The sequence below is a fragment of the Psychrosphaera aquimarina genome (assembly GCF_032461525.1).
GTDB lineage: Bacteria > Pseudomonadota > Gammaproteobacteria > Enterobacterales > Alteromonadaceae > Psychrosphaera > Psychrosphaera aquimarina.
In genome coordinates, this window is the sequence record NZ_JAWCUA010000010.1 from 658056 (window position 1) to 681320 (window position 23265).

Annotated in this window: 21 protein-coding genes; 13 read left to right on the top strand and 8 right to left on the bottom strand. The window is 37.9% G+C overall.

Annotation, left to right across the window (positions count from 1 at the left end):
* The first annotated feature begins 68 nt into the window (after positions 1 to 68).
* Together RT723_RS14980 and RT723_RS14985 are read left to right on the top strand one after the other, a co-directional pair.
* Positions 69 to 2615 carry a DUF748 domain-containing protein gene (locus RT723_RS14980; RefSeq protein WP_315947894.1) on the top strand — a complete coding sequence of 849 codons (2547 nt, stop codon included), beginning with the start codon at positions 69 to 71 and terminating at the stop codon, positions 2613 to 2615.
* A 68-nt stretch (positions 2616 to 2683) separates the two neighbouring features.
* Positions 2684 to 3646 (top strand): zinc transporter ZntB, encoded by a 963-nt coding sequence (locus tag RT723_RS14985; protein ID WP_216053643.1) that lies wholly within the window; start codon positions 2684 to 2686, stop codon positions 3644 to 3646.
* 13 nt (positions 3647 to 3659) lie between these two features.
* Here RT723_RS14985 and RT723_RS14990 read toward each other — a convergent pair whose 3' ends face one another.
* Positions 3660 to 4841 (bottom strand): benzoate/H(+) symporter BenE family transporter, encoded by a 1182-nt coding sequence (locus RT723_RS14990; protein ID WP_315947896.1) that lies wholly within the window; start codon positions 4839 to 4841, stop codon positions 3660 to 3662.
* A gap of 67 nt (positions 4842 to 4908) precedes the next feature.
* On the opposite strand from RT723_RS14990, the gene RT723_RS14995 reads away from it, so the two are divergent.
* The gene (locus RT723_RS14995; protein ID WP_315947897.1) at positions 4909 to 5481 is read left to right on the top strand and encodes a helix-turn-helix domain-containing protein; all 573 of its coding nucleotides are present in this window, start codon (positions 4909 to 4911) and stop codon (positions 5479 to 5481) included.
* Between the two features lies 1 nt (position 5482).
* Here the strand turns inward: RT723_RS14995 and RT723_RS15000 are convergent, their stop codons facing one another.
* Complete coding sequence (locus tag RT723_RS15000) at positions 5483 to 5845, bottom strand: DUF2149 domain-containing protein (protein WP_315947898.1); 363 nt, start codon at positions 5843 to 5845, stop codon at positions 5483 to 5485.
* Entirely contained in the window at positions 5845 to 6420 is a 576-nt protein-coding gene (locus tag RT723_RS15005) for a MotA/TolQ/ExbB proton channel family protein (RefSeq protein WP_315947899.1), read from the bottom strand. Before RT723_RS15005 ends, RT723_RS15000 begins: the two co-directional genes overlap by 1 nt.
* A gap of 191 nt (positions 6421 to 6611) precedes the next feature.
* On the opposite strand from RT723_RS15005, the gene RT723_RS15010 reads away from it, so the two are divergent.
* Positions 6612 to 6971 carry a MerC domain-containing protein gene (locus RT723_RS15010; protein ID WP_216053645.1) on the top strand — a complete coding sequence of 120 codons (360 nt, stop codon included), beginning with the start codon at positions 6612 to 6614 and terminating at the stop codon, positions 6969 to 6971.
* A gap of 13 nt (positions 6972 to 6984) precedes the next feature.
* On the opposite strand, the gene RT723_RS15015 is transcribed toward RT723_RS15010, so the two are convergent.
* From RT723_RS15015 to RT723_RS15035, 5 genes are all read right to left on the bottom strand, one after another.
* Positions 6985 to 7506, bottom strand: a complete 522-nt coding sequence (locus tag RT723_RS15015; RefSeq protein WP_252731584.1) for a DUF6702 family protein — start codon at positions 7504 to 7506, stop codon at positions 6985 to 6987.
* Positions 7507 to 7589: 83 nt separating this feature from the next.
* Complete coding sequence (locus RT723_RS15020) at positions 7590 to 10073, bottom strand: M1 family metallopeptidase (RefSeq protein WP_315947900.1); 2484 nt, start codon at positions 10071 to 10073, stop codon at positions 7590 to 7592.
* Positions 10074 to 10312: 239 nt separating this feature from the next.
* Positions 10313 to 10873: a hypothetical protein gene (locus RT723_RS15025; RefSeq protein WP_315947901.1), complete on the bottom strand. Its 561-nt coding sequence runs from the start codon at positions 10871 to 10873 to the stop codon at positions 10313 to 10315.
* Positions 10874 to 10949: 76 nt separating this feature from the next.
* Complete coding sequence (locus RT723_RS15030; RefSeq protein WP_216053648.1) at positions 10950 to 13370, bottom strand: TonB-dependent receptor; 2421 nt, start codon at positions 13368 to 13370, stop codon at positions 10950 to 10952.
* Between the two features lie 225 nt (positions 13371 to 13595).
* Positions 13596 to 14627, bottom strand: coding sequence for a sterol desaturase family protein (locus tag RT723_RS15035; RefSeq protein ID WP_315947902.1), 1032 nt, complete (start codon positions 14625 to 14627; stop codon positions 13596 to 13598).
* A gap of 173 nt (positions 14628 to 14800) precedes the next feature.
* On the opposite strand from RT723_RS15035, the gene RT723_RS15040 reads away from it, so the two are divergent.
* From RT723_RS15040 to hscA, 9 genes are all read left to right on the top strand, one after another.
* On the top strand, positions 14801 to 16156 hold the full coding sequence (locus RT723_RS15040; protein WP_315947903.1) for a serine hydrolase domain-containing protein: 1356 nt from the start codon (positions 14801 to 14803) through the stop codon (positions 16154 to 16156).
* A gap of 238 nt (positions 16157 to 16394) precedes the next feature.
* Positions 16395 to 17114, top strand: a complete 720-nt coding sequence (trmJ, locus tag RT723_RS15045) for a tRNA (cytosine(32)/uridine(32)-2'-O)-methyltransferase TrmJ (protein ID WP_216053651.1) — start codon at positions 16395 to 16397, stop codon at positions 17112 to 17114.
* 12 nt (positions 17115 to 17126) lie between these two features.
* Positions 17127 to 17942 (top strand): serine O-acetyltransferase, encoded by an 816-nt coding sequence (gene cysE, locus RT723_RS15050; RefSeq protein ID WP_216053652.1) that lies wholly within the window; start codon positions 17127 to 17129, stop codon positions 17940 to 17942.
* A gap of 139 nt (positions 17943 to 18081) precedes the next feature.
* Positions 18082 to 18555: a Fe-S cluster assembly transcriptional regulator IscR gene (iscR, locus tag RT723_RS15055; protein ID WP_315947904.1), complete on the top strand. Its 474-nt coding sequence runs from the start codon at positions 18082 to 18084 to the stop codon at positions 18553 to 18555.
* 64 nt (positions 18556 to 18619) lie between these two features.
* Positions 18620 to 19834, top strand: coding sequence for an IscS subfamily cysteine desulfurase (locus tag RT723_RS15060; RefSeq protein WP_315947905.1), 1215 nt, complete (start codon positions 18620 to 18622; stop codon positions 19832 to 19834).
* A gap of 90 nt (positions 19835 to 19924) precedes the next feature.
* Positions 19925 to 20302: a Fe-S cluster assembly scaffold IscU gene (gene iscU / locus RT723_RS15065; protein ID WP_216053655.1), complete on the top strand. Its 378-nt coding sequence runs from the start codon at positions 19925 to 19927 to the stop codon at positions 20300 to 20302.
* A gap of 34 nt (positions 20303 to 20336) precedes the next feature.
* Positions 20337 to 20660 (top strand): iron-sulfur cluster assembly protein IscA, encoded by a 324-nt coding sequence (iscA, locus tag RT723_RS15070; protein WP_216053656.1) that lies wholly within the window; start codon positions 20337 to 20339, stop codon positions 20658 to 20660.
* Between the two features lie 102 nt (positions 20661 to 20762).
* Positions 20763 to 21281, top strand: a complete 519-nt coding sequence (gene hscB / locus RT723_RS15075; RefSeq protein ID WP_216053657.1) for a co-chaperone HscB — start codon at positions 20763 to 20765, stop codon at positions 21279 to 21281.
* An 89-nt stretch (positions 21282 to 21370) separates the two neighbouring features.
* Positions 21371 to 23233 carry a Fe-S protein assembly chaperone HscA gene (gene hscA, locus RT723_RS15080; protein ID WP_315947906.1) on the top strand — a complete coding sequence of 621 codons (1863 nt, stop codon included), beginning with the start codon at positions 21371 to 21373 and terminating at the stop codon, positions 23231 to 23233.
* Positions 23234 to 23265: the final 32 nt, after the last annotated feature.

A 23265-nucleotide genomic window follows, 5' to 3' on the forward strand; every position in this document is an offset into this window, starting at 1 on the left:
TCTGCTATTTTTTTCAATACGGCCTTTTTTAATTAGGCTAAAAAATAAACTTCCAAAAAAGTTGAGTCATGTCGAATATATATACCCGCATAATTAAAGTTATTCTGATTTGTTATTTATTGCTAAATGGAGCAATTTGGGCATTTTCACCATTAATAGTAGATAAGTATTTAACCGATTTTTTAGCAAATAAAAACTTACAGCTTAATGAAACCTCGTCCGTTAGATATAATCCTTTTATCTCACAAATCTATATAACTGATTTACAAGTGCTTGTGCTTAACACACAAGAGTCAAATGAGACAGATCCACAAACAAAGGCATTCAATGAAGACGTTGAATTAATTTCAATCCCAACTGCTACAATCGAATTTAGCTTGTTCAAGTTATTTGCCAAAAGAGTGGTGATTGAAAAATTTGAAATATCGGGGGTGAAAACTGATGTTTCTAGAACATTAGCTCATATTAACGCTTTACCTGCGCAATCTGACAATATTAAATCAGAAGCGGCTAAATCAGAGCAAAGTAATCATGATTGGCTGTCATCTTTATCATTTGAAATGCCACTATTTTCGTTTTCAAACGCGACATTATTGTTTGATTTAGAAGGGCAGGAGCAAGTTGTCGAGTTTTCACAACTGACTTTAACTGATCTGTTAGTGTCACAACATAAACAATCTGCTGATATCGATATTAGCTTGTTATTCAACAAAGCTTTGATTGAATTGGACGCAAGTTTTGGCTTAGGTAAAGGCGTGGGTGAGCTACAATATGACTTAGATATTCAAGAGGTCAGTCTTGGCACGTTAAACTCACTATTAATGAAGTCTACAAGTAACGCGTTTAGAAATATAGATGGATTGGTTTCTCTTAATTTAAAACAAGAAGTGGCATTTAGTAAAACTGAGATATCTTCACAAATACAAGATATCAACTTTCTCTTGGCTAATTTAGTGGTTGAACAAAACGGCCAACAAAACGTGAGGTTAAACCTTGCGGATTTAGGTATTAAAGAAGGGGTAGTGGAAATACTGTTGCCACATTCTGTTGAAAGTATTTTAAATCCCGAACATGTTTCTACAATGAATGTTATGCAAGACTTAACACTTCGTTCAAACCTAAACTTTCAGCAAAATGACTTACTGGTTACCTTGGCAGATAATGATAGGGGCGCTGTTAACGAGTTGCTAAAACTAACCAAACTCGATATCCCAGACATTGATATTTTGTTAGAAGGTGGTGAGAGTTTAATCCAAGCTAGTTTACTTGAGTTAAATAATATTACCTTGGTTAACTCCCTTGATGATGTGGCATCTCAGAAAGAACCTCAACCGACGCAACAAGCTGAATCACCGCTGCTCGAGCTTGAAAAGCTCACGGTTGCTGATATTCAATTAACTAAAGATAGTTTACATATCGCGAACATTGACTTTTCTAAAATCAAGGCGGCAATCACTAAGTTAAAAGATGGGCAAATAGTACAACTGAATTCTGTGTTACCGCCTGCTAACACACCGACTAATGATACACAGGTGTCATCGGAAAGTAATTCAGACAAAAAGCCTGAAGTCGTTAAGCAAACAGTGGATGAGAATAAGTTTGATATTTATATCGGTAAGATAAGTCTGGAAGACAGTTTACACTTTGCTATCTCAGATACATCGGTCTCGCCAAGTTATGAAAATATCATTCAAGTAACATCATTTTCTGTTGAGCCTATTGATAGCTCAATGCCAAATGATATGTCAAAAATCCGTATGACTGGCGATCTAGATCAGTACTCAAAATTTACCTTAGATGCTGAAATAAAACCATTTAGTAGTAAAAAATACATAAAAGCTGATATCAATGTCACTGAGTTTGATCTGTCGACAATAACGGCTTACATCAAAGAGATCATGGCGATTGAAAGTGGCCAATTAAACACGGTCACCAACTTTATAATTGATGATGACATTATTAAAGGAAATGCCAAGCTTAACATAGCGCGTGTTGAGTTAGCCGAAGCGGTGGAATACGACGAGTCCAATACGGTGGATACTTTTATTCCCGTTAACGTTGCTTTGTCTATGTTAAAGGATGGGAAAGGTAATATAGAGCTAGATGTACCTGTTGAAGGCAGTTTAGATTCCCCTGATTTTCGACTAAGTGGATTTATGGCTTTGTTAATTCAAAGAGCGACCATGTCAGCGACCAAAAAGTATTTAATGAACGCGTTTGTTCCTTACGCCAATATTATTCAAATTGGCATGCAAGCTGGCGAGTTTATTCTTAAAGTCAGATTCCAAGATCTAATTTTAGAGACAGGTGAAGATGAATTGCCTAAGTCTGCCGACGTGTTCTTAAATCAATTTTCAGCGTTAATGTTAGATAAAAAATCGACCCAAATTACAGTTTGTGCTGTCGCCACAAAAACCGATATTGATGTGCAAAATTCAGAAAAGTTAACAAGTAATCAGTTGGATAAGTTAAATAAGCTGTCGTTAAAACGGATGAAAAACTTTAAAGATTATATGATTGAAAATCATGAAATAGATAGTGCACGACTGTTGTTATGCGCACCTAAAATTGACACAGCAGTAGATGCTAAACCAAGGTTATCCTTTACTAATTAATTATTTATGTCATGACCAAAAGATGTAGGTCATTTCCAACCCTTGTTATGAATGTGGGAGTAACGTTTATGCAATCAGAACAGTTTATTTACGGCTATTATTTTGGTGCACAAACATCAAGTAATGATATTCATCAGCTTGAGCAACTGCAGAACGACAAACCTTATTGGTTACACTTTGATTACAAAGCTGAGGGGACATCAAAATGGTTGCAGGAACAAAGTGGATTAAACCAAGTAGTTATTGACGCTTTACTTAATGATGAAACTCGGCCAAGAGCATCCGTGTTTAATGATGGCATTCTGATCTCGTTACGAGGAGTCAATTTAGCCGCCAATAGTAATCCTGAAGATATGGTTTCTATCCGGTTATGGTTTTCAAAAGATAAAGTTATTAGCACACGTCACCGCACCTTATTATCAGTTAAAGACATAGCGAATGAATTATCTATTGGTGAAGGACCTAAAACGCCAGCTCAATTTGTTAGCTTATTGGCTGAACGCTTAATTGCTCGGATGTCAGGCACTATCGAAGAAATTGAAGATAAAGTATCTGAAATTGAAGAGTCAATTTTGTTATCGAGTAATTACAGTCTTCGCAATGAATTATCTGACCTACGACGTCAAATAATCTCATTACGTCGTTATTTATCACCACAACGTGAGGCAATGCAGCAGCTACTAAGTGAAAAAGTAACTTTATTCAGCAGTGAAGAAAAAATACAATTACGTGAAACGACCGATCATTTAATACGTTTTATTGAAGATCTGGACTCAATAAAAGACAGAGCCGCTGTAAGCCAAGAAGAATTAAGTAATCGATTGGCTGAGCAAATGAATGGCCGCATGTATGTACTTTCAATTGTGGCTGCTATCTTCCTTCCTCTTGGATTCTTAACCGGGATGTTAGGGATTAATGTGGGAGGCATACCTGGGGCCGATAACGAATATGCTTTTGCAATCTTTGCTCTCATGTTAGGGCTTATTGTTTCGTTACAAATTTGGGTATTTAAAAAGAATAAATGGTTTTAACTTTTCAACGATTTTAATCGTTTCTACTTAATAATCTTTGTGTAAATAAAACAAGCGAACCTGCAATTAATCCCCATAACACAGAACTTAGCCCCCACAAGGTTAAATCAGAAGCGGTTACTAAAAATGTGATGATAGACGCTTCTGATATTTTATCCACAGCTAAAGCTTGTTTAATGCTGTTAGTTATAGTGGTGAATAAAGCAATGCCCGCAATTGAATAGATCAGTGCTTTTGGTAGTATTGAAAATGCCACGACTAAATAACCAGCAAATATAGCCATTAAAATATAAAAAATACCACCAGAAACAGCAGCCCAATAACGTCGTTTAGGGTCGTTGTCGACATTATCTGCCATACAAACTGCAGCGGTAATGGCTGCTAGATTTATCGCATAACAACCAAATGGCGCCATTATCATATTAATAAAACCGGTGAGGTTAAGAATTGAAGATACTGGCGTTTTATAATTATGAGCTTGCAAAACAGCAATGCCTGGCAAATTTTGTGCGGCCATAGTGACGATAAAAAGTGGTAGAGCTATGTTAAATATTGAACGGGAATTAAATTCAGGGGAAATATAAGTAAATTCACTAAATTGCCAAGTAAACTCGTTTAGAGTAAACATTTCTTGTTGTGAGGCTAATAGCATACTGATCATTAATACGATTAATATAGTGAATTTAGGCGCGATGTGTTTCATCAGCAAATAGGTAAGGAACATAACTATAACCAATAAAGGTTCTTCATTCATTTGATTAAAAACATCAATACCAAAACTAACTAGGATCCCACCTAACATAGCGGCTGCTAATTGAAATGGTATTTTACTCATTAACTTTTCAAATAATCCTGTTATACCACACAGAAAAATGAGTAATGCCGAAAGAATGAACCCCCCAACAGCTTCATTTAGACTGATACTTTGATTGTTGGTAATTAGTAAAGCTGCACCTGGAGTGGACCAAGCTATTAAAATTGGGATCTTGTAATATAAAGATAAAACTAAGGAACTAATCCCCATCGTTATTCCCAATGATAATACCCAACTAGAAGCAAGGTGGACATCTCCACCCAAGTTTAGAACCATCTGATAAATGAGTGCAATTGAACTAGCAAAACCAATAATTACAGCGACTAGACCGGCAACAGTAGGGCTTAGAATACGGTTGACTAAAATAGAGAAGACTTTCATAATTACCTTGTTAGGTGCGTTATAGCGCACAACTTAACATTGTATGTTATAACGCACAAGGAAAAAAATGAGCACTTCTATCAATGAGGCTATTGGCCGGCAGCTAAAACAGGCTAGAGTTAATAAAACATGGAGTTTAGATATAACTAGTGAACACACAGGTGTCTCTAAAGCTATGTTAGGTCAAATTGAACGTGGTGAATCAAGTCCTACCGTAGCGAGATTATGGAAGATTGCAAATGGCTTTCGCTTGCCTTTGAGTTACTTTTTTGGTGCGGTAGAGGGCAGTATACTAAATCAAGGAATTTTGACGACAGACAAAGGAATGTCCATTACCAGGTTATTTCCATTCGATGTGGTTACTAAGTGCGAAATGTTTTCTTTAACCTTAGCGCCACATTATCAACAAATATCACAAGCACACATAGTCGGTGTGGTAGAACATATTATTGTTATTGAAGGTGCAATTGAATATTTACTTGATGGTGAATGGCATTATTTACGACAAGGTGAGGTTATAAAGTTCAATGCCGATAAGGAACATGGTTATCGTAATATGTTGGATCAACCTGCCGTATTTCATAACATTATTTCATACACTAATGGTGGTATAACTGATCTAAACACATCACATATTTAGATCAGTTTGAAAGCAAATTGAATGAGACTCTAATGTTACTTAGCGCCTTTTTTTCATCGTCGTTTGGAACGTAAACCATTGAGCCGTCGGCCATTTTGTAAGCAATACCCGCTTTGGTACCTTCGCCTGAACCAATAGCACCGTTAGATTTATATTGTTTGATTTCTTTACCTTCTTTCACTATTACCTCCATATTGGGCTCACCAGCGTTTTTAATGACGGTGACATTTTCAGCGTTAAAGGTATTAAGTGGATTTTGCGCAATCGCAATTAACAACGCGGCGATGATCACTAAAAATACATCTACTAAGTTAACTGCACTAATGATGGGGTTTAGCTCCTCATCTTCATTTAAAAATTTCATTACGCTGCACCTTCCAACTTAGGTGTCGTTTCTGTTTCGGTTGTTTTTGATTGGTGTTCTTTGATTTTTCTAATATTGATGAGTTCGTCTGCGTACCAACGCTTTTTAACCGTAGCAGGCCAAAAAGTAAGGGTTGATACCACTAATCCCCAAATAACGGCGGCAAAGGCGATGATAAGGTTCTCACTGATGCCTTGAATGTTACCATCCGCTAAAGACTTCAATGCAGGACCCATTGGGATCATAGTTGCAATAAGGCCTAACATTGGGCTCAATCGAGTTACAATTCGTAAAGTCTCTAACTTCTTAAGAGCAACGACCTCTAATTCATCTTCAGATGCATTTTTATTCTCTACAAAGTAATTGTGGATTTCATAACCAGGGACTTGTTCAGTGTCATGCTGCTTGGTTTGTTTAAAATACGGAATGACGTTTTTTCTACGGATCAAGGTTTGGGAAGAAAAAGTACCGAGTGCAAATAAAGCATAAATAAACATGATTAATATTGCGATGATCACAGGTGCAATAAATAACTCTGACACATCAGCCATAAGGTTTTCAATAAATGTTAACAAGACAAACTACTCCGCAAGTAAAATAAATTTTGATTTGGCGTAGTGTAAACAAATATTAAAAAAAGTAAATGTAAATAGGAATGATTATCATTTAATGGTTGTGATTTTAGTTAGATATAGAATTAAAATGTGGCGCAAAAAAATGTAATGTTATATTATATCAAATCTTGATTTTTAGAGTTGGAATTATAATGCGTGATGTATTGGGTGCATGGCTGTCAGTTTTATGCATGATCCATTGTTTTTTACCTATATTGTTAGTGGCGTTTGGCGCCAGCTTAGGCTTAAGTCATATGGCTGAATCAATACATGAAGGTTGGATGCATACAGCGTTACTAACGCCAATTATTATTATTTTAGCGGTGAGCTTACCAAAAGCCTATGTTGCGCATCGTAATCGTAACCCTGCAATATTAGCCGTCCTTGGTGTGATTACATTATCAATTGCGATTTTAATTGGTGATACGACAGAAACCGTATTAACAATAATTGGCAGTGTTTTTGTAATTAGTGCTCATTTAATTAATCGTAAAAAATTAAAATCAGTTTAATTTAAAACTGATTTTAATGGGCTATATCGGTAGATAACCAAGTATCAGATCCGGAAAAGCTCAAGGTAACAACTTGCTCAAAACCTTCAACATTGACAACGTTAAATTGTTCATCCCAAATATCTCGTAACGCATCATCACGTATTTGCAATTGAGTTAGTCCCGTTGGTTGTTTAATTTCTTGGTATACCCAGAAATAACCAGCGTCGTTCTGAAAGCCCACTAAATCTAAATTGATGTCATCACCATTTTGATCTTTTAAACCAAAACGCTTAATAACGTATTCAGCAAATTTTTCTTGCGTATCAGGGTTACCAATAATATCGGCTTTTTTGTCTATAAGCTCCCAAACGGCTTCCTCAGCATCATGCAAATAAAAGCGGTGCATGACTTCTAAGTTATCAGTACGTTCGTTAAACAGAATGACAGTGAATGCGGTTTTTAGTTTGTGTGCACTTTCTTGTTTGCTTATGCTTGGTGAACTAAATGCAGCGGTAATTACTATAAGGGTAATTAAAGTTAATCGTTTGAACATAATAATCTCATATAAAAATGCCCGAGGTAAGTCGGGCATTTTATTCAAAGTGTATGACTAAAAGAAGTACTATTTAAGATTTACTAATCTTTTTTATCTTCTTCTTTTTCACCATCTTTTTTATCTTCGTCAGTTTTTAGCTTAGTTGTGATGTCATGCATGATGTCACGGCCAGCACTGTTTTTACCAACAGAACGTTTGTATTTATAAGCTTCAACACGTGAAGGAATAATACGACGTGGGTAAATGTTGTTTTCATTGTCTACGTCAGCAGTTTCCCAAGTTGGGTCAACAGCAACGCTTACCAATTCTTTATCAGTAACAACTAAACGTTTAACTTCTTTTGGAGTACGACGCCAAATTTCAGCCGGAATATATTGATCTTCAACCGTACCGTCTGCAAAAGTAAGTTGCAGAAGGATTGGCATCACTAGGCCACCTTTATTTGAGAAATCAATTACGTAGTAATTTTTGTTTTCTTCAATAGCACGTTCAAAAACACGTTTTTCCCAAGGCTTAAGACCTTTAAGGAAGCTGTTGTAAGAATTTCTTTCTTTATTAGTTACTGTGAAACGGTCGTTTTCGTCATAAAAGTCAGTAATGTCAGGGTTAGACTCAACCCAAGTTTTCTTACCTTCTTTTTTGTTTTGCGTGATGAAACGAGCCGTTGGCTTGTTGTTTTCGATATCACGGAAACGTGGGTAATCGATATCTGGGTTTTTAGAATCTAGTTCCATCTTATGAACGGCATCAACAGAGATATCAACGTGATCAGTAGTGTAGAACCAACCATGCCAGAACCAATCTAAATCCACACCAGAAGCTTCTTCCATTGTACGGAAGAAATCAGATGGAGTAGGGCGTTTGAATTTCCAACGTTGTGCATATTCTTTAAAAGCAAAGTCGAATAAGTCACGGCCAAGGATAACTTCACGTAAGATGTTTAATGCAGCAGCAGGTTTTGCATACGCATTTGGACCTAATTTTAATACGCTGTCAGACTGAGTCATGATAGGAACTTGAACATTACCTTTCATATAGTCAGTGATATAACGTGGCTCAACACCCCATGGGATATTTTCGTCCCATTCACGACATGCAACAGCATCTAAGAAACTGTTTAAACCTTCATCCATCCAAGTCCACTGACGTTCGTCAGAATTTACAACCATTGGGAAATAAATGTGACCAATTTCATGGATAACAACACCAATTAAGAAACGTTTTTCAGCTTGAGTATAAGTACGAGTACCGTCATCTTGCAGTTTAGTTCTTGGGCCGTTAAAGGTGATCATTGGGTATTCCATTCCACCAACTGGTCCGTTTACAGACTGTGCAGTTGGGTATGGGTAATCAAAAGAGTAACGAGAATAGGTTTCCATAGTGTGAACGACCGCTTCAGTAGAATACTTCTTCCAAAGATCGCCACCTTCTTTAGGGTAAAAAGACATTGCCATTACGAATGGTTGATCTTTGCCACCTTGGTTATAACCTTTAGCATCCCACATGAATTTACGTGATGAAGCCCAAGCAAAGTCACGAACGTTTTTGGCTTCAAACTTCCAAGTTTTCTTCTTGTTTGTGCCTTCTTTTTCGTTTTCTAATGCTTCTTCAGCCGTTACAACAAATACAGGGCGTTTAGCATTTTTTGCTTTTTCTAAACGGTTACGCTGTTCTCTAGTTAATACGTCACTAGCGTTATCTAACTCACCCGTTGCAGAAACAATGTGGTCAGCAGGTACTGTGATTTCAACTTCGTAATCACCAAATTCAAGAGTAAATTCACCACGGCCGATGAATTCTTTGTTATGCCAACCTTCATAGTCAGTATAAGCATGTAAGCGAGGGAACCATTGAGCTAACAAGAAGATGTCGTTGCCACCTTCACGTGCATCATCTGGAAAATGTTCATAACCAGCACGAGCTGAAACGGCATCTTCTTCAACAATGTTAAAGCCGAAGTCCATTTGAAAAGTAACTGATTTACCAGGTTTTAATGGTGTTTTTAAATCGATACGTAAGTTAGTACCTACCACTGTTGATTTTAATGTTCTACCGTTATCATCTCTTACGGCTAAAACATCATAACCTAGTTCATTGTCTTCAAGGAATTGTTGACGACGTAATTCACCTAAGCTTAATTTTGCTGGTTTGCCTGAACCGCCAGCTGAAGTTGCTGGTCCACGACGACCGATACCACCGAATGAAGTACCCGCTTCTGCAATAGAATCAGCGTGGTATTTATTTTGCTCTAATTGTAACCAAAGGTATTTAAGAGTATGAGGAGAGTTATTTTTGTAGTCGATAGTTTGAGTCGCATCAAGACGACGTTTTTCTTCATCAAGTTTAACTTTAATTTTATAGTTAACTTGTTGTTGCCAATAATTTTCACCTGGCTCGCCAGCTGCATTTCTGTATACATTTGGTGTTGGAAGAATTTCGTCTAATTGACGGAATTTATCTTCAAAATCACCTTTAGTTTGTTTGACTGCGCTTGCATTAGCCGTTGCACTTACTGCTACTGCAAAAGCAAACGTCAACAAACGTCGAAAGTTATGGTTTTTCATACGCATATTCCAGGCTGTTTTATAATAATTAGTTTTTTTAATTTCTATGTACAAACATAGGTTTATCCATAGAAATTTTCACACAATAGACTAACAAATAATTTCTAAAAATAGTAATTCTTGGTCTTACTGTTCGCGTCGTTCATCGTATTGAAAACGTGACAGGAACGAACGACTTTTTGTATTAGGTTTTAATGGTACCAATATGGTGCAAAGTTAGTCCTAAAAACAGTCTAAAGTTAATCGAGATGTTGGTTTTTTTGTATTTTTATAGACAGTGCGATAAAGAAAAAATGCAATGCTAACAACAAATGAAATAACCCCATTTTAAAGTCATAAGATACCGGAAGTATTGCGGTAGTTGGTACCAATAACAGTGCAATTAATGCTAAAATACTGGGTGGTTTAACCTGAGTGAAAAAGGCATAAAATAATAAGCTCACAAATAACACAAGATCAACACCTAACGTGCCCAATAACTGACTCATGGCAATCAATACTATGACAGCTAGGACAATTTTAGCTTTATAATTAATCACAGTATAAGCCAGCCCAGCAGCGTAAAGCAGCATGGCGATATGTTTAGATATCCATGACAGGGTGTCATGTGTTGGAATCACACTATTTACCCCAGCAAACCGTGCACTGCCCAATAATGCGGTAATGGCAATCAATGCAAAACAAACTAACGTAATGCGTTTGAACAGTGGGGGGATTGTTACTGATTTGTGCCATATGTAGCTGATATAAATCAACGAACATACTAAAATTAGCTCACCAAAGGTGCCATAGTAAGTCATTATTTTTCCTAATTGATAGAAGCAATAAAAAAGCCCTAAAGTAATTAGGGCTTATATAAACCTTTATATCATAGGACTAGAAGTCCATCCCAAATTCAATGCCGTACATTTTAGGCAATCCAGGTGTAGCAATCGGCGAGCCTACCGCCATTGCCTGTCCGCCGGTTTGCATAAGATATTTTTCATCAGTTAAGTTGTTAACAAAAAACGCTAAATGAATTGGGTGATTATCGCTTTCCCAACTTAAACGAATATTGGTTAATCCATAACTCGAAATAGAATTTAACTCGTCATCATTCAGTCCGGTCACAGAACCTTGTTCAAATGGTAATACCGCTAATGCTGGTCCATCTATATCTTGCGTTCTATCGCCAGTATAGGCATAACTTAAATGGAAGTTCATTTGTCCGTCTAGGCCCTCAAAGTAATAATCCATGCGGATATTACCCTGATCTTCTGGCATTCCTGAGATTGGCTCTCCGACTTTACTAACCCCCGAGTTGTTTGCTATTTCAGCATCAAAAAATTGCCATTTAGTGTATTCAGTTTGAGTGTTGCCGTAATTTGAGGTGAAGATTAAATCTTCAGTCGCTTGCCAAATTAACTCAACATCAAAACCAGAACCTTCTGCGTCAACATTACGTAAATTATAGGTAGGCACTGGCGAACCAAATAATTCAAGTTGTTGTAAGTTGGTGTAGTCGTATTGATACGCTGACAGATTCAGGCGTACTTTGTTTTCAAACCAAGAAGACTTGATGCCGACTTCTGTATTCTTTACTGTTTCAGCTTCTACCGGTGGCGCTTCACCTAATGTATTAAAACCTCCCGATTTAAAACCTTCAGAATAAGAAACATAAGTCATGATGTCATCATTCCATTGGTAATCAATTACAATACGCGGAGTAAACTTTTCCCAACTGTTTTCTTGTGTTGCTTCATCAGGGATGAACGCTACCGCAAGCGGAATGTTATCTATGCCATCAAATGGCATGATGATTTCATTGGTTGGTGCTGTTTTTAAGTAAAACTCTTTGTCATCATAAGTGTATCTGGCACCAAGAGTGATATCTAAACTGTCTGTTAGCGCATAAGTCCCATCAAAATATATAGCGGCGCTGTTAGTTGTACCTTCATTATCAAATCGTTCGTGATGCGGATTATAAATGTTAACACTGACAATCGCGCCCATGACTTCTTCAAACGATAAACCTGTACCTACCATTATTTGGCCTAACGTTTGTTGAGGTATAAATTGTTGTGCATAAACGCCAGCGACTCCCATGCCAAAAGGCAGCCCTAGAATGTCACGAGGGTCTGCACCGGACTGAACTAAGGCTAATGCGTCAAAGGTTCGTGTATTAAAATGAGCATGGGTTTGTTGGGTAATATTTTCATGGAATAAGGTTGCACCTAATGTCCATTTAAAGTCATCACCATTTTGAGTGACTCTAAATTCTTGACTGAACTGGTTTTGATCTTCAATTAAATTACTGGTGAAATAAGCTCTGGCATAAGCAGAACCATCATCTTCCATATGGTTTGTTCTTTCAAACTGTCGATATGCGGTGATTGAGGTTAATGCCATTTGATCCGTTAACTGATAGTTAACTTCCGCTGATATACCGCCCGCTTCGCGAGTTTCTTTACCTTCAAAATCATATTCAATAGGCGCAAACGGATCGCCACTGCCGTAACTGGTATTTAAAGTTACAGCCGGACGACCTTGTTGGTTTGTGTCTGTGTAATCCGCGCGGATTATTGTTTCTACATCTGGGCTAACATCCCAATGTAATGCACCTCTAGCAGACCAATCTCTCTGGTTGCCATACATTTTTACACTGTCTTTTTCTTCTAGGTAACCACCACGATGGTTTGAATTAAAGCTACCACGGAAGTTCATGTTTTCGTTGATCATGAAATTGGTAGAAAATTCAACTTTTCGTTTATCATGGCTTCCTAAAGTAAACTTAATCGCGCCTTCATTATCGGCGGTGGCGTCTTTGGTAATTATATGGATTGCACCGGCTGCAGAGTTACGACCAAATAATGTACCTTGAGGACCTTTTAATACTTCAACACGTTCTACATCGTTAAAATTCATATTAGACGTACCTCTACGACCAACATAAACACCATCAATATACACCGCTACTGCAGCATCTAAACCAATACCAAAGTCGTTGGTAGTGATACCGCGAATGTTAAAAGAGGTTTGTGTTGCGGTTGCGTTATTGGTTTCTAATCCCGGCGTTAATAAGCCCAAATCATTGACATTAGCTAAGCCCATTTTTTGGATATCGCCTTCTCCAAAGGCGGTTATTGCAATTGGAACCGTCTGAATACTCTCGCTGCGTTTTTGAGCCGTTACTTCAATAACTTCCAGACCTTTTTTCTTTTCATCAGCTTCAGCGGCTGTCACAGTATATGTGGACATTAAACCTAACATGATGGCCATGTTTACTTTTGAGCGAAGCCAATTATTGTTATTCAACATAAATAAATCCTTTATTTGATATTAGTAATTATTGTTCTTGTTGTAATTTAACTGCAAATGTTGACTTACTTAACCAAAGTAAGAAATTACTCAACACAAACCAACTAATGCCAATCAAGTAAGGAGAAGGCAAATTGGTTATGTCAGAGCAAATTAATACTGTGATTAGGCAATTTTTTATAAATTCAATTAGGTAAGCGTTTGGCTGTTGTTGTTGAAAGCTACCTAGGCTAAAAGAAAAAATAGAAAAGCGGCACTGATCACTATAATGGTTTGCATAGTCATACTGGTGGCACTTAACAATAAATAAACAACAATAGCGATGGCAGAAATATGCTGGAATAAAATGTAGTACTTTTGCGTTAACGTTAAAGCAACATCAAATTTAATTTGTTTATATGGGTCAAAGGTTGGGTAAGGATGTTTCTCATTCATATCTGCAGGTCGCCAACCTGTTGGTTTGAACCAAATGCTGACTTTATCTTTCCAGCTCTTTGTCCGAACCGCATCTAATATGAGATTCCAATAAAACTCAGCGTTCGCCCATAATGGGTTCCAACTTGCGAGTGGTTTGGTAATACCAAAAATAACTGGCTCTTCTTTTAACTCTGGGTGATAGGTGTTGAACAATCTATCCCACAAGATAAACACGCCACCATAATTTTTATCTAAGTAAACCGGGTTTTGAGCATGATGCACCCTATGATTACTCGGCGTGACAAACATAAATTCATACCAGTTAGGCATTTTATCTACGTGTTTTGTATGAACCCAGAATTGATAAATTAAGTTAAGTGAACCAACCGCGACAATAACTAAAGGATCCAAACCAATAAAGGCCAAAGGCAAATAGAATATGAAGTTTAAAAAGCTACCACTGGTTTGTCTTAATGCTGTGGTTAGGTTGTATTCTTCACTTTGATGATGCACAACATGTGAAGCCCAAAAAATATTCATTTCGTGCCCCATTCTGTGTGACCAGTAATAACAAAAATCGTATGCGATAAACGCAAAGATCCACATGTAGGGAGAATTGATATCAAATTGAAAAGCAGCAAAACTTTGAAACACAATGGCATAAATACTAAATTGCAGTGTTTTTTTAATTAAGCCAATAACTTGGCTCATCATGCCGAGGTTAATTGAGTTAATCGCGTCATTAAATTGGTAAGTTTTTGATTGTTTACGCCAATCAATCACCAATTCAATAAGGATCAAAATCAAAAATAACGGGATAGCGAGTACGATTAAATTCATTGGAACACCTTTTGTATTTATTATTGTTTAAGGTTAATTCACAACACATCCGTCCAGATGGTTTACAGGAGATTATCACAGTAAAATAAAAATACAATTGTAGTTAACTTATTGGTTAATTAGCTTTAACATGCATTCAATTGTTCGTAACTTACATGTTTTGGTTGTTTTAAATGAAAAAAATATTGTACACATTTGTAGTGTTTATTGGCTTGTTGTTTGCGCTAGCGCCTTCAATTCTAGGTTTCTCTTTGCTTAACCTTGGACACGCTATCAATGTTAGTACTGCGTTAGGTGCTAAATTAGGTTGCTCTAGTTATTTTGTTTCTGGTTTTAGCAAAGAACAAACAGTGAAAGATTTAGCGTCGTATTCGCCAGTGGCAAATATTGTCACTATGGATTACCAAGAAGATAATAAAAGAGTGACAGCCTCTTTATATGGCATGGCAGAAACATCAGCCACTTACCGAGAAGGTTTAGGTTGTGCTTTAGATGCAGAGGGAGCAGAAAAATTAGACTTGGTAACGGTTAAAAAAGTAGTAGTGTCAGACTCAGATGAGTGGCCGTTAGGTAGTTTAGTTAGTCATCAAGCACCCGTTATTCAAGATAAGGTGGATGAGATTGTTCGTGCCGATAATGAGAAAGGTTATAACACACGCGCTTTATTAGTGATCAAAGATGGACACCTACTGGCAGAAACATACGGCCCTAATGTCAATAAAGATACGCCGTTGTTAGGGTGGTCTATGGGCAAAAGTTTAACCGCAATCATGATAGGGCATCTGCAGCACAGCAAACGAATTGAAAGTAATCCCACTCATTTATTTGAGCAATGGCAAGATGACCAACGTGCAAATTTAACGCTTGTTCAACTGTTACAAATGAGCTCTGGGTTAGAATTTGATGAAACCTATGCACCAGGCAGTGACGCCACCCATATGTTATTTACTGCACCAAGTGCTTCAGATGTTGCCATTTCTAGCCCGTTAACAAAAACACCCGGTTCAGAGTTTTCGTATTCTTCAGGAACGACTAACTTATTGTCTCGTTATGTTCATGAGAAACTGGGGAATACTAGTCAACAAAGTTACGACTATTTAATACAACAATTATTTGAACCATTAGGCATGGCAAACAGTGTATTCGAAGTGGACGATAGTGGGATATTTGTTGGCAGTTCATATATTTACGCATCAGGGCGAGACTGGGCCAGGTTAGGTTTGTTGATGTTGAATCAAGGCGAAATAAATGGACATCGACTGTTAACTAAAGACTGGGTTGCAGCAGCCTCTATGCCAAACACCAGCGAAAATGACAAACGTTATGGTTATCAGTTCTGGCTTAATGCCGGTGAAGATGAACTGCGTTGGCCTGCATTGCCAAGTGATGCTTATGCCATGATGGGGAATCGAAAACAGACTGTGATGATCATTCCGTCCCAAGGCGTTGTATTTGTTAGATTAGGTTGGACCGCAGGTGATTATCCAATGGAAAAAAATTACCGCCAACTGTTGGATGTTATAAATTAACCTTTGGGGAATTCATGTAATAACACATCGCCTTAACGGACAAAGTTAAGGCGAAACTCTTCTATGAAAATCGGCTTTGATTGATATTCAACAACCACAATTCAGCCAATCCTTATTTTCTTATATTTAAACGTAGGTATTTATTCAATTTTGTATTAGCAAGACTCTGAATATTACTTAAACCGTATAAGGGTTTTGTGCTAACATCTGGCCAAATTTTTGGGTAAGAAAAATAAAGATGTTAGAAAACGTAAAAATCGTATTAGTAAATACCTCCCATACTGGCAATATCGGCTCTACCGCTAGAGCGATGAAAACCATGGGATTGTCTAATTTAGTTTTGGTCGATCCTGTTCAGGCACCGGATAGTCAAGCTTCAGCGTTGGCTGCTGGCGCTACTGATATCTTAGGAAACGCACAAATTGTCTCTACGTTACAAGAAGCCATAGCCGATTGTGGTTTATCAATCGCTGCAAGTGCGCGTTCTCGTACTTTATCTTGGCCAATGGTTGATCCAAGAGAGTGTGGTGCAAAGGTGGTATCTGAAGGTCAAAAACATAAAGTTGCTTTGGTATTCGGTCGTGAAAACTCGGGTTTAACCAACGAAGAATTACAGCAATGTCAATTCCATGTGCACATACCTGCAAACCCTGATTATTCATCTTTAAACTTAGCTATGGCGGTTCAAACATTAAGTTATGAAGTTCGTATGCAGTTTTTAGAACATCAAAATAAAGCCTATGAAACCATAGAAACGGATTACCCTAACGGTGAGCAGTTAGAAGGGTTTTATACCCATTTAGAAGAGTCATTAATGCATACCGGGTTTATGATCAAACAACACCCTGGACAAGTCATGCCTAAACTACGTCGTTTATTTAATCGTGTTCGCCCTGATGCACACGAATTAAATATTTTACGTGGAATATTAACCTCAATCACTAAGTTGAAAAAGTAGAGTTAACGCCGAATGTTTGAACGAATGAAAGAAGATATCGCCAGCGTATATAATCGTGATCCCGCAGCGCGCAATAATTTAGAGATATTATTTAATTATCCAGGTCTTCATGCCATTTGGTTTCAACGTGTCGCCAACAAACTTTGGCGTAATAACTGGAAATCAACGGCTCGTTTTATTTCTACCATCACTCGCTGGTTAACTGGAGTAGAGATACATCCCGGTGCAACAATTGGTCGCCGATTTTTTATCGACCATGGTATGGGGGTAGTGATTGGTGAGACGGCAGAAATAGGTGATGACGTCACTCTATATCATGGGGTGACTTTAGGTGGAACAAGTTGGAATGCGGGCAAACGTCACCCTACGTTAGCGGATGGTGTTGTCGTTGGTGCTGGCGCTAAAATACTTGGGCCAATACTCATTGGTAAAAACTCGCGTGTTGGTTCCAATTCGGTCGTGGTAAAAGAAGTTCCAGAAAACTCAACGGTTATCGGGATCCCTGGTCGAGTGGTTGTTAACAAAAAAGACATCGCGGGCAGTGAAAAGCGTAACAAAATTGCCCAACGTTATGGGTTTGATGCGTATGCCGTTTCTTATGACAATCCAGATCCGGTTGCTAATGCGATTGGTCGTATGCTTGATCATATTTCAGTGATGGATGAAAAATTAAGTTCAGTCTGCTCGGAAGTTACTAAAATGGGCGGCGAAGTCTGCAATAAAGATTTACCGGATATGGATATTGAATCGGAAGATTTTGTTGCCGCAGAGCAACAATCTGCTGAAAGCCGTAAAGCCGGTATGACCTCATTCGATCCAGAAATATAATTAAACAAACCCTATACCTGACTAAATTAGTCGGGTATAATTACTTGACTAATTTAGTCAGGATTGTAAAATGCGCGTCATTAAATTTAGTGTCTCAAAAAATCCTATTTATTTTACCCATTTTACATGAGGTCTGGTTATGAAACTTACATCTAAAGGTCGGTACGCAGTTACAGCTATGTTAGATGTTTCTTTGCATACAGATTCAGGCCCTGTGCCATTGACGGATATCTCAGAACGCCAAGGTATTTCACTTTCTTATTTAGAGCAGTTGTTTGCAAAGTTACGTAAACATGAATTAGTAAGTAGTGTAAGAGGTCCAGGTGGCGGGTATTTCTTAAGCCGAGACGCAAAAGCAATTTCAATCAGAGAAGTGATAGCTGCAGTCGACGAAAGTGTTGATGCAACTAAATGTCAGGGCAAAGGTAATTGCCAAAGCGGTACAACTTGTTTAACTCACCATTTATGGTCTGATTTAAGTGAACAAATTGAGAGCTTTTTAAGCGAGATTAGTTTGGGTGAATTAGTTGAACGTAACAATGTTCAAGATGTGGCAAGACGACAAGATAAAACTTGTGCAACAAAAGAACAGTTAGCCGTTAATAACATATAAAATATTTAAAGAATTTGTTTCGCTTGATAAAATTCGAGCGCAATTATTATACGTGGAGAAATTAATGAAATTACCAATTTACCTAGATTACGCGGCAACAACGCCTGTTGATCCTCGTGTAGCTGAGGAAATGATGAAGTGTCTGACTATGGATGGCACGTTTGGTAATCCCGCTTCTCGTTCTCACCGTTACGGTTGGCAAGCAGAAGAGTTAGTAGATATAGCTCGTAATAACATTGCAGAATTAGTTAATGCTGACCCTCGTGAAATCGTATTTACATCGGGTGCAACTGAATCAAATAACTTAGCAATAAAAGGTGCTGCACACTTTTATTCTAAAAAAGGCAAACACGTCATTACAGCTAAAACTGAACATAAAGCGGTTTTAGATACATGTCGTGAATTAGAACGTGAAGGTTTTGAAGTAACGTATTTAGACGTTATGTCAAACGGCCTTGTTGACTTAAACGTGTTAGAAGCAGCAATGCGCGACGACACTGTTTTAGTCAGTATCATGCACGTAAATAATGAAATAGGTGTTATCCAAGATATCGCTAAAATCGGTGAGTTATGCCGCGAACGTAAAATAGTATTCCATGTAGATGCGGCACAAAGTGCAGGTAAAATTGCCATTGACCTTAGCGAGTTAAAAGTAGATTTAATGTCTTTTTCTGGTCATAAAATATATGGCCCTAAAGGTATAGGCGCATTATACGTAAGCCGTAAACCTCGCATTCGCTTAGAAGCACAAATGCACGGTGGTGGTCATGAGCGTGGTTTCCGTTCTGGTACACTACCTGTTCATCAGATTGTTGGAATGGGTGAAGCATTCCGTATCGCTAAAGAAGATATGGCAAAAGATACTAAACACATTGAAGCATTACGCGCTCGTTTATGGGAAGGTGTAAAACATATTGAAGAAACCTATATTAACGGCGACATGGATCACCGTGTACCAGGTATCTTTAATGTTAGCTTCAACTTTGTTGAAGGCGAAAGCTTGATCATGGCATTAAAAGACATGGCTGTATCTTCTGGTTCTGCATGTACTTCAGCCAGTTTAGAACCTTCTTATGTTTTACGAGCTTTAGGCTTAACGGACGAGTTAGCACATAGTTCAATTCGTTTCAGTATTGGTCGCTTTACAAAAGAAGAAGAAATTGATCACGTAATTGGTCAAGTAAATAATTCAATAGATAAACTTCGTGAAATGTCTCCACTTTGGGAAATGTTTAAAGACGGAATTGACCTTAGTACGATTGAGTGGGAAGCCCACTAGTACTAAAGATAGTAGTATGCAGCGTTACATAAGTACGCTGCAAACCAGCACTCATTTTATACTAACCGATTGGCGGTTAAGGAGCTTCAAATGGCTTATAGCGAAAAAGTAATCGATCATTACGAAAACCCTCGTAACGTTGGTTCGTTTGATAAAAACGATCCTACAATAGCAACGGGTATGGTTGGCGCACCAGCATGTGGTGACGTTATGAAACTTCAATTAAAGATCAGCGAAGGCGGCATCATTGAAGATGCTAAATTTAAGACTTACGGTTGTGGTTCTGCTATTGCTTCATCTTCTTTGGTAACAGAGTGGGTTAAAGGCAAATCAATTGAAGAAGCACAAAAGTTAAGTAACACTGAAATCGCAGAAGAATTAGCGTTACCTCCAGTTAAAATTCATTGTTCAATTTTGGCTGAAGACGCAATTAAAGCAGCGATAGAAGATTATAAATCAAGAAAGTAATAAACTGACTCGTTTGGTTTGGGAGTAGTAATACATGGCCATCAGTTTAACTGACGCAGCAGCAGATCGCGTTAGAACGTTTTTGGAAAATCGTGGTAAAGGGTTAGGATTAAGACTAGGTGTGAAAACCACCGGTTGTTCTGGCTTAGCTTATGTTCTTGAGTTCGTTGATGAACTACAAGAAGGCGACACTGTGTTTGAACATCAAGATGTTAAAGTGATCATTGACGCTAAAAGCTTAGTTTATTTAGACGGAACACAACTCGATTTTGTTAAAAATGGCTTAAACGAAGGTTTTGAATTTACTAACCCAAATCAAAAAGACGAATGTGGTTGTGGTGAATCTTTCACTGTATAAACTAAACGTTTTGATGCCAGGTTAAATTACTGTTTTGTTAAGGCCATGATCTTTTATCGTGGCCTTATCTATTTCTGATAGACCAAATTCATAGGACTATAAATGCGATTTTTTGACTTATTTGAATTACCCGTCAGTTTTCAACTCGACAATGAGTTACTCCTTGAGCGTTATCGAGAAATTCAAAAAAAAGTGCATCCAGATCATCACGCCAGTGCCTCAGATAACGAAAAGTTATTGTCGGTGCAAAAAGCCTCAGAAGTAAATGATGCCTACGAAACGTTAAAAAAGCCGTTAACCCGTGCCGAATATATGGTTGCCGAACATGGTTTTGACGTCCGTCATGAACAACACACAATACGTGATGGTATGTTCTTAATGCAGCAAATGGAACTACGTGAAGAGTTGGAAGAGATTGAATCTGCTACTGATGTTGAAGCTGCATTTGACCGTTTTTACAGCGACGTAAAACAATTGATCAATGAATATACGGCAAAGTTTGAGTCTGAGTTTAACCAATCATCGTTTGAGTCTGCGGCCGACGCCGTTCGTAAATTAAGATTTATTTACAAGTTAAAAGAAGAAGCGCAATTGTTAGAAGACAAACTTTTAGACTTTTAATTTTAAAGCTTGGTACAAGATAAGTTAATGAGCTTTTAAACTAGCTTATAAATTAGCTCAGCAAATAAAGAAATACAGGTAAACGACACATGGCATTATTACAAATTGCAGAACCGGGCCAAAGTACTAACCCTCATGAACATAAGTTAGCTATTGGCATCGACTTAGGAACTACTAATTCATTAGTAGCATCAGTAAGAAGCGGAGAAGCTAACGTATTACCCGATGCACAAGGCCGATATCATTTACCCTCTGTTGTGCATTACGGTGCAAACAGAACGATAGACGTTGGCTTTGACGCCAAAGCCAATGCTGAAAATGACCCAGAAAATACCATAGTTTCGGTTAAACGTTTTTTAGGCCGTGGTCTTAAAGACATAAACGAAACCTACGGGAAATTGCCTTACACCTTCGTTGAAAAAGAAAATACAGTTAACTTGTTAACCGGCCAAGGCGAGAAAAATCCAATTCAAGTATCTGCTGAAATTTTGTACGTATTAAAAACTCAAGCAGAACAAACCTTAGGCGGTGATTTAATGGGCGCGGTTATTACCGTTCCTGCTCACTTTGATGATGCACAGCGTCAAGGTACCAAGGATGCAGCTCAACTTGCCGGTATAAAAGTATTAAGATTAATCAACGAACCTACTGCCGCAGCTGTTGCTTATGGCCTAGATTCAGGGCAAGAAGGCATTGTTGCTATTTATGATTTAGGTGGTGGTACATTTGATATTTCTATACTGCGCTTAAACAAAGGTGTATTTGAAGTGCTGTCTACCGGTGGAGATACCGCGTTAGGTGGTGATGATTTTGATGGCAAAATTGTCCAACGTATTTTAGCCAATGCAGGCGTTAATGAAGAATTATCGGCTAAAAGCTTACGTAAACTTGCTGATTTAGGTCGTAAAATAAAAGAACAGTTATCCGATGTTGATTCTGTTGATTTTAATATCGACATTGAATCACAACAGCTAACAGGTAGCTTTAGTAAAGCTGACTTTGAAGCGGTCATCGCGGATTTGGTTAAGGCCACATTACGTAGTTGTCGCCGCGCATTAAAAGATGCCGATGTTGAAAAAGAACAAATTTTAGAAGTGGTCATGGTGGGCGGCTCTACGCGTGTTCCTTATGTCCGTGAGCAAGTGAAAGCCTTTTTTGGTAAAGAACCATTAACCTCAATCGACCCTGACCAAGTCGTAGCAATAGGTGCCTCTATTCAAGCGGACTTATTAGTGGGCAATAAACCAGATTCTGACATGCTGTTGTTAGATGTTACGCCGTTATCACTTGGTTTAGAAACCATGGGTGGCTTAGTAGAAAAAGTCATTCCAAGAAATACCACGATTCCTGTAGCCAGAGCACAAGAGTTTACCACCTATAAAGATGGTCAAACTATGATGGCCATTCATGTATTACAAGGTGAACGTGAATTGGTGGATGATTGTCGTTCATTAGCAAGATTTGTATTAAAAGGTATTCCTCCGTTAACCGCTGGAATTGCGGTGATCCGAGTTACTTTTAATATCGATGCAGACGGATTATTAAGTGTTACGGCACTGGAAAAATCCACTGGTGTTGAGTCATCTATTCAAGTTAAGCCGTCATATGGTTTAGAGCAATATGAAATAGCCGACATGATCACCGCATCCATGACCAATGCAAAAGAAGATATCCAAGCACGTATGTTACGTGAGCAACAAATTGATGCAGTGCGTATGATGGAAGCATTAGAAACCGCCATGACAGAAGATAATGCCATCGTATTAGACGAAGAACGTGTAGTGATTGAACAAGCCATTGAGCAATTAAAACAAGCAACTCAAGGCATTGACGGTCAAGCGATTAAACAAGCAATTAAAAACCTAGATGATACGAGTCAGCCATTTGCGGCAAGACGCATGGAAAACAGTATTAAAAGGGCACTAACTGGTCATTCAGTAGATAAAGTGTAAAAACAAATTATATTAATTAAGTCGATTTATAG

Coding starts and splice junctions, on each gene's coding strand:
- RT723_RS14980 (WP_315947894.1), top strand. CDS start 69: ATGTCGAATATATATACCCGCATAATTAAAGTTATTCTGATTTGTTAT.
- RT723_RS14985 (WP_216053643.1), top strand. CDS start 2,684: ATGCAATCAGAACAGTTTATTTACGGCTATTATTTTGGTGCACAAACA.
- RT723_RS14990 (WP_315947896.1), bottom strand. CDS start 4,841: ATGAAAGTCTTCTCTATTTTAGTCAACCGTATTCTAAGCCCTACTGTT.
- RT723_RS14995 (WP_315947897.1), top strand. CDS start 4,909: ATGAGCACTTCTATCAATGAGGCTATTGGCCGGCAGCTAAAACAGGCT.
- RT723_RS15000 (WP_315947898.1), bottom strand. CDS start 5,845: ATGAAATTTTTAAATGAAGATGAGGAGCTAAACCCCATCATTAGTGCA.
- RT723_RS15010 (WP_216053645.1), top strand. CDS start 6,612: ATGCGTGATGTATTGGGTGCATGGCTGTCAGTTTTATGCATGATCCAT.
- RT723_RS15015 (WP_252731584.1), bottom strand. CDS start 7,506: ATGTTCAAACGATTAACTTTAATTACCCTTATAGTAATTACCGCTGCA.
- RT723_RS15020 (WP_315947900.1), bottom strand. CDS start 10,073: ATGAAAAACCATAACTTTCGACGTTTGTTGACGTTTGCTTTTGCAGTA.
- RT723_RS15025 (WP_315947901.1), bottom strand. CDS start 10,873: ATGACTTACTATGGCACCTTTGGTGAGCTAATTTTAGTATGTTCGTTG.
- RT723_RS15030 (WP_216053648.1), bottom strand. CDS start 13,370: ATGTTGAATAACAATAATTGGCTTCGCTCAAAAGTAAACATGGCCATC.
- RT723_RS15035 (WP_315947902.1), bottom strand. CDS start 14,627: ATGAATTTAATCGTACTCGCTATCCCGTTATTTTTGATTTTGATCCTT.
- RT723_RS15040 (WP_315947903.1), top strand. CDS start 14,801: ATGAAAAAAATATTGTACACATTTGTAGTGTTTATTGGCTTGTTGTTT.
- trmJ (WP_216053651.1), top strand. CDS start 16,395: ATGTTAGAAAACGTAAAAATCGTATTAGTAAATACCTCCCATACTGGC.
- cysE (WP_216053652.1), top strand. CDS start 17,127: ATGTTTGAACGAATGAAAGAAGATATCGCCAGCGTATATAATCGTGAT.
- iscR (WP_315947904.1), top strand. CDS start 18,082: ATGAAACTTACATCTAAAGGTCGGTACGCAGTTACAGCTATGTTAGAT.
- RT723_RS15060 (WP_315947905.1), top strand. CDS start 18,620: ATGAAATTACCAATTTACCTAGATTACGCGGCAACAACGCCTGTTGAT.
- iscU (WP_216053655.1), top strand. CDS start 19,925: ATGGCTTATAGCGAAAAAGTAATCGATCATTACGAAAACCCTCGTAAC.
- iscA (WP_216053656.1), top strand. CDS start 20,337: ATGGCCATCAGTTTAACTGACGCAGCAGCAGATCGCGTTAGAACGTTT.
- hscB (WP_216053657.1), top strand. CDS start 20,763: ATGCGATTTTTTGACTTATTTGAATTACCCGTCAGTTTTCAACTCGAC.
- hscA (WP_315947906.1), top strand. CDS start 21,371: ATGGCATTATTACAAATTGCAGAACCGGGCCAAAGTACTAACCCTCAT.